This is a genomic window from Syntrophaceae bacterium (genome assembly GCA_013177825.1).
Lineage (GTDB): Bacteria > Desulfobacterota > Syntrophia > Syntrophales > PHBD01 > PHBD01.
On the sequence record JABLXX010000020.1, the window covers coordinates 1 to 6,307 of the forward strand.

Consider the following 6,307-nt stretch of genomic DNA (forward strand, 5'->3'; position numbering starts at 1 on the left):
GACGGGGCCGACAACATCTTTTCCCACCTCATCAACGAGATGGACCTCGAGAAGATCAAGGTAGGCATGAAGGTCCGGGCGGTCTTCAAGGACACCGCGGACATGGAGGGCAACATCCAGGACATCAGGTACTTCGAAATCATTCGGTAAAATCAAACGATGGGAGGTCAGCAGATGTACCAGGAGTATTTCAGCGAGGATCACAGGATATTCAGGGACAGCGTCCGGCGTTTCGTGGAGAAGGAGATCAAGCCCCATGTCGAGGAGTGGGAGGAAAAGGAAGAATTCCCACTGGAGCTTTACAAGAAGACCGCCGATGCGGGCTTCCTGGGACTGGAATATCCGGAGGAGTACGGCGGGATACCCTGTGACAAGTTCATGGTCGTCGCCTTCATCGAAGAGTTCATCCGCCACAGCGGCGCCTCGGGTCTCTATTGCGGCCTCTACAGCCATACCATCGCCATGCCGCCGGTCCGAAATCTGGGCACGGAGGAGATGAGGCAGCAGGTTCTGGCTCCCGTTCTGAGGGGCGAAAAGGTAGCCTCCCTGGGGATCACCGAGCCGAACGCCGGGTCGGACGTGGCCAGCCTCCGGACCCGGGCAGTCCGGGACGGGGATTTCTATATTGTCAACGGTTCGAAGACGTTTATCACCAGTGGCTGCCGGGCGAATTTCGTCACCACGGCGGTGCGGACGGGAGGTCCCGGGCCGAAGGGCGTGAGTCTGCTCCTGATCGACACCTCCACGCCGGGTTTCAGCGTTTCCAAGAAGATCCACAAGATGGGCTGGCACAGCTCCGACACGGGGGAATTGAGCTTCGTGGACTGCCGGGTCCCGGCAGCGAATATCATCGGCAAGGAAGGCGAGGGATTCAAGGGCATCATGATCAACTTCCAGAACGAGAGGCTTTCTCTTTCCGTTCAGGCCCATGCCACGGCCCAGCTGGCCCTGGAAGAATCCATCAAGTACGCCAAGGCCCGGGAGGCCTTCGGGACGACCCTGACGGGCTTCCAGGTCATCCGCCACAAGCTGGTGGACATGGCGACGAAGGTGGAGATCGCCAAGGAATACAACTACCGCGTCGCCGCCCGGATGGAAGCGGGAATGGACGTCATGCGGGAGGTCTCCATGGGCAAGAACTTCTCCTGCGAGGTCTGCGACAAGGTCGTCTTCGACGCCGTCCAGATCCACGGCGGTTACGGGTATGCAAGGGAATACGTGGTCGAGCGGCTGTACCGCGACTCGCGGATCCTCAGCATCGGCGGCGGGACGACGGAAATCATGAAGGAGATCATCAGCCGGACAATCTAACATTTCAGAGAGCGGGAAGGTATTTCCAGATAACCGACCGGGACTCCCGATCCGGGAGCCCGAAAAACCCTAAAGGAGGGAACATCATGGCCGATTATCCAAGGAAACCGAAGAATGTCAGCGAGTTCGGAAAGTTTCTGTACAGGTCCCAGGACGAGCTCCGGGCCGTGCAGAACGAGAAACTGGGCAAGCAGATGGCGCTCCTGGAGAAGTACAGCCCCTACTACGGGAAGAAGTTCAAGGAATGGGGGCTCTCCGCCGGGGATGTGCGCAACGTGGACGACCTGGAGAAGATTCCTCTTCTCTACAAGAAGGACTACATGGCCGACCCCATGAGCTTCCGCCTGGCCATCCCGGCCGACGCGCCGGTGCAGCCGCACGAGCGGATTCTCTGGGGCGTCCATTACACGACGGGAACGACGTCGGGGGTGCCGACGCCGTTCTTTTCCACAACCCACGACTATTTCGGAAACATCATGCAACTGGCCCGGATGTGCGAGATCGGTGGAATCACCGGCGACGACATCGTCGCCAACATCTTTCCCCTGACCCCGGTTCCCCACATCGGATTCTGGAAAACCGTGGACTACTCCATCGCCTGTGGCGCCAGGGTCTGCAACGCCGTGACGGGCTCCGCCTATCCCCCGTTTCCGATCCACCGGTCCCTGGACTATGCCGTGGACATGGTCGTCAAAAACGGGGCGACCCTCCTCTCCGGGATCGTCTCCTTCGTCCGGCGGACCATCATGCGGGCGGAAGAGCTGAAGAAGGACTTCTCTTCCGTCAAGATGTGCTTCGTCCTCGGGGAGGCATGCCCGGAAGGGATGCGGACGGACATGAAGAACCGCCTCATCAGCATGGGGGCGAAGGATCCCTTCATCTGCAGCGGCCTCGGCTTTACGGAGATGCAGGGGACGACGCTGGAGTGCACCGAGCGGGGCGGCATGCACATGGGGGCGCCGGATCTCTTCTTCTTCGAAATCGTGGACGAGAAGACGGGAAAGCGACTCCCCGACGGGCAGCAGGGGCTGCTGGTCGTTACGCATGTGGACCGGCGGGGAACGAGCTTCCTCCGGTACGTGGTGGGAGACATCACGACGCTCTCCCACGAGACCTGCCCTCACTGCGGCAGGAATGACGCCCGGGTGGTCATGCAGCCCATCCGGACGATGGAACTGGTGAACATCAAGGGTACCCTCATCAACCCGGACATTTTGAAGACGGAGATCACCGCCGTTCAGGGGATCGAGGAGTACCAGATCGTTTTCACGAAAGAGGACCTGAAAGACCCCCTGTCGCTGGACCACTTGCAGATCAAGGTGGCCCCCGCGGCCGGGATCGACCGGGAGAAACTGAAGGCGGCCCTGATCGAGCGGGCGCGGAGGGCCGTGGAGATGACGCCGGAGATCGTTTTCTGCGAGAAGGAAGAGATCTTCGATCCCACGAAAACCCTGAAAAGCACGCGGGTCGTGGACCTGCGGCCGCCGGTGGCGTAAGCCCGAAACAACGACGTCCCACGCCGTCCGGCGGAGAAGCGGACGGCGTCGGGACGATATCAACAGAAAGGAAGAGGAGATGGCGAATTCTTATGACGTAATCGTGGTTGGCGCCGGCATCGCGGGCCTGGGCGTCGGGGCGATCCTGGCGAAAGAAGCGGGCCAGAAGGTTCTGCTCCTGGACCGGTTCCCCAAGTTCGGCGGCCGGATGATGAGCTATGACGGCTATCCCGGCAAGGGATGGCGGGTGGAGATCGGCCTCCACATGGTGGAACTGGGAGAGAAATCGAGCTGCAATGCTCTGAACAACCGGGTCGGGAAGACCGTGCAGTGGGCGCCATTCAGCGACACCGTGGACATCTGGAACGGGGAGAAATTCGTCAGCGTGGCGGAGCTGGTGCCCATGACGAAAGAGGACAAGATTGCCTTCCGGGATCTGATGCAGAGGATCGCCACTCTGTCGGACGCCGAGATCGAGGCCTGGGACAACCGTTCCCTGGAAGAGTGGCTCATGGAGAACGTGCCGCAGCCGCCGGTGCGGGAGCTGTTCACGGACCTTGGGATGATCATGACGACGATTCCCCACGCCATCGACATGGCTGCCGGCGAAGTCCTCTACATCGCCCGGGACAACCTGCTGAAGACCCGCCAGGCCCTCCAGGCGAGTTATCCCCTGGACGGCATGGAGGGAATCACCCGGGGCCTCGCGGAGACGATCCGGGAAAACGGCGGGGAGATCCGGCTGAACTGCGACGTCCAGGAAGTGATCATCGAGAACAAGCGGGCTGTGGGCGTCCGGATTCCGGCGAAGCGCCACATTTACGAAGAGGAGTACCGGATTTTCGAGACCGAGACGATCCGGGCCGAACGGGTTGTCTGCGCCCTGCCCATCTATAAGCTCTCGAACATCCTCGATTTCAACCCGGCAAGCTCGCCGCTGCCCCGCTGGTGGGTGAAGCGGATCACCGACATTCAGCACGAAGTGACGGGGCTGATCGGCTTCATGCTGGGGCTCTCGGAGCCCATCGTAGACCCGAAGCGGAAGTGCTTCATGTCGGCCCTCAAGACGAATCACGCGGGCTTTCCCTTCCAGGGCTTCCCGGCATCGAACTTCTCCGCCGACGTCGCTCCCCCGGGGAAACAGGTCGTCCATACCGACATCGTTGTCGAGCATGCCGAGGCCTCGGACAAGTTCCTGAGGGAGCGGCTCCTGGCGGCCCACTGGGAGGACCTGAAGGAGATGTTCCCCGGTATCGAGGACAAGCTGGAGTGGAAGTTCCCCTACTACGTCGACGGGTGCGATGGACTGGCCCGCCAGCCCGGCCTCGTGGGGAACTACAAGCCGGGCCTGATTGCCCCGGGCATCCCGAACCTCTACTTCGCTGGCGACACCTACCAGGGACGCGGCCTGGCCATCAACAGCGCCGCCCTGAGCGGCATGAAGTGTGCGGACCTGATCCTGAAAGAACTGAAGAAGTAAGCACGGGCGGACCTCGTGCCGTTCCGTTGTATCAGAACGGCGAAAGGAGGTGAAATCGTCTGGATGAAAGGAGCAGGCGGAGTCCCCGGTTGGAATCGATTCAGGGCCTCCGCAGCGGTCATTGTGGAAACGAATGAGAAGTTTTCCGGAAGAAGAGATGGTTGCGCAACCATATCCAATAAGAGGGAGATCAGCACATGTTCAAAACGGATTGGCTTTACCAGTACAACAAAAAACTAACGACGGCAGAAGTCGCCGCCCGCGCGGTTTGTGACGACGATTTCATCATGACCCCCCTGTGCCTCGGCCAGCCGAGCACCCAGATTCCGGATGCCATCGCCGACCGGAAGGATGAACTGAAAAACATCGAATGGCGGTGGAACCTGGCGACCCGGCCCTACAAGATGTTCCAGCCGGAATATCGCAAGACCTTCAAAATCACCTCCGGATTCACGGGAACGCCCTTCATCCTGTCGCAGTTCCAGGGGCTGGGTTACGGTCCTTACGCCCCGGTCACCGTTTTCAGCTCGCTGAAGCAGTGGACCTATTATCGCAAACCCGACATCATCGTCGCCATGGTCACGCCGCCGGACAAGGACGGCTTCGTCAACATCGGCCCCGACTGCATGTTCTCCCGAGCCCTCCTGGAGGGGCAGGCCACCTCGAGGGGATTTGTCGGCGGCCCCCGGGTCCTGATCGGCGAAGTGAATGATCAGTACATCCCGGCCTGCGGGGATACCAAGCTGCACGTCTCCAAATTCACCCATTTTGTGGAGAATTCATCGGCGCTGCCCGCTTTTCCGGCAGCGGCCCCGAAAGACATTCACCATAAAATGGCCGCATCCGTGGTCAGCCTCCTGAGGGACCGCGACTCGATTCAGATCGGGATCGGCGCCGTCCCCATGCTGATCTCCGACCTCATCGCCCATTCCGACCTGAAAGACCTGGGGCTGTTCACGGAGATGCTCCCCACGGGGGCGCCGCTGTGGCAGGAAAAGGGAATCCTGACCGGGAAATACAAGACCTTCCGGCCGGGCGAGATGTCGGCCAGTTTCATCGGCCCGGTGAAGGACCTGTTCGACTTCGTAAAGAACAACGAAGACGTGAAGTTCTTCCCCGGTGACGTGATGAACAACCCGATGGTCATCGGCCGGGAGGAGCAGATGGTCGGGATCAACGGGGCCCTGGAGGTCGACATGGCCGGCCAGGTGGCGTCGCTGACCCTCGGAAACAAGATGGTCTCCGGTTACGGCGGCCAGTCCGACTTCGCCATGGGGTGCAGGCTCTCGCGCTTCGGCCGTATGATCATCGTCATGGCGTCGTACACGAAAGACAAGGACGGCAAGCTGATCAGCCGGATCGTCCCGAACCTCTCGCCGGGTGCCCTGGTCGGGACCCTGGCGTGCCATGTGGATTATGTCGTTACGGAAAACGGCATCGCCGGTCCCCTGGACGGACTGTCCATCGACGAACGGGCGGAGGCCCTGATCAAAGTCTCTCATCCGGACCTGCAGGAGGAGCTGACCCGGGCCGCCAAGGAGAAAGGGCTATTCAAGTAGACCGGTTTCCGGCTCCCGAATGACGGAGAATCGGGGGAAACCGGGATGGCATGAAAAACAGCCTCGGAACGCCGGTGCGGGACCCCGTGGGGCCGCACCGGCGGCAGGAGGAGCAAAAATATAGAAAAGGCAGTGACCGGATGACGGGAATGCCGGGGACCATCGGGTCCCCGGCATTCCTGTCTCATCGCGACGGATTGGACACCGTATCCTTCCCATCTTTCCGTACTTCACGCCCGATGTGGAAAACCTTCCGTGTGAGCCATTGAATGCAATCGTCCGGTCCCTCAGGCGAAAGCGCTGAATGACAGAAAAGGATTCAAAGACAGGAAAGGGAGAACAACGATGGATTTCATTCTGAACGAAGACCAGAAAATGCTCAGGGACACGGTGCGCCGGATCGCGGAGGAGAAGTTCGCCCCCCTCGCCGCGGAGATCGACGAGAAGGAGATCTTCCCTTC

At 60.5% G+C, this 6,307-nt stretch carries 6 protein-coding genes; all 6 read left to right on the forward strand.

The window, feature by feature from the left end:
- On the forward strand, positions 1-150 hold a 150-nt coding region (locus HPY65_19100), incomplete at its 5' end, for a hypothetical protein (protein NPU86587.1).
- A gap of 24 nt (positions 151-174) precedes the next feature.
- The gene (locus HPY65_19105) at positions 175-1,311 is read left to right on the forward strand and encodes an acyl-CoA dehydrogenase (protein ID NPU86588.1); all 1,137 of its coding nucleotides are present in this window, start codon (positions 175-177) and stop codon (positions 1,309-1,311) included.
- 86 nt (positions 1,312-1,397) lie between these two features.
- On the forward strand, positions 1,398-2,807 hold the full coding sequence (locus HPY65_19110) for an AMP-binding protein (protein ID NPU86589.1): 1,410 nt from the start codon (positions 1,398-1,400) through the stop codon (positions 2,805-2,807).
- Between the two features lie 79 nt (positions 2,808-2,886).
- Positions 2,887-4,287 carry an NAD(P)/FAD-dependent oxidoreductase gene (locus HPY65_19115; protein ID NPU86590.1) on the forward strand — a complete coding sequence of 467 codons (1,401 nt, stop codon included), beginning with the start codon at positions 2,887-2,889 and terminating at the stop codon, positions 4,285-4,287.
- Between the two features lie 197 nt (positions 4,288-4,484).
- Positions 4,485-5,846, forward strand: a complete 1,362-nt coding sequence (locus HPY65_19120; protein ID NPU86591.1) for a hypothetical protein — start codon at positions 4,485-4,487, stop codon at positions 5,844-5,846.
- 345 nt (positions 5,847-6,191) lie between these two features.
- Positions 6,192-6,307: acyl-CoA dehydrogenase (locus tag HPY65_19125; protein NPU86592.1), on the forward strand; the 116-nt coding region annotated here is incomplete at its 3' end.

Coding starts and splice junctions, on each gene's coding strand:
- HPY65_19110 (NPU86589.1), top strand. CDS start 1,398: ATGGCCGATTATCCAAGGAAACCGAAGAATGTCAGCGAGTTCGGAAAG.
- HPY65_19120 (NPU86591.1), top strand. CDS start 4,485: ATGTTCAAAACGGATTGGCTTTACCAGTACAACAAAAAACTAACGACG.
- HPY65_19105 (NPU86588.1), top strand. CDS start 175: ATGTACCAGGAGTATTTCAGCGAGGATCACAGGATATTCAGGGACAGC.
- HPY65_19115 (NPU86590.1), top strand. CDS start 2,887: ATGGCGAATTCTTATGACGTAATCGTGGTTGGCGCCGGCATCGCGGGC.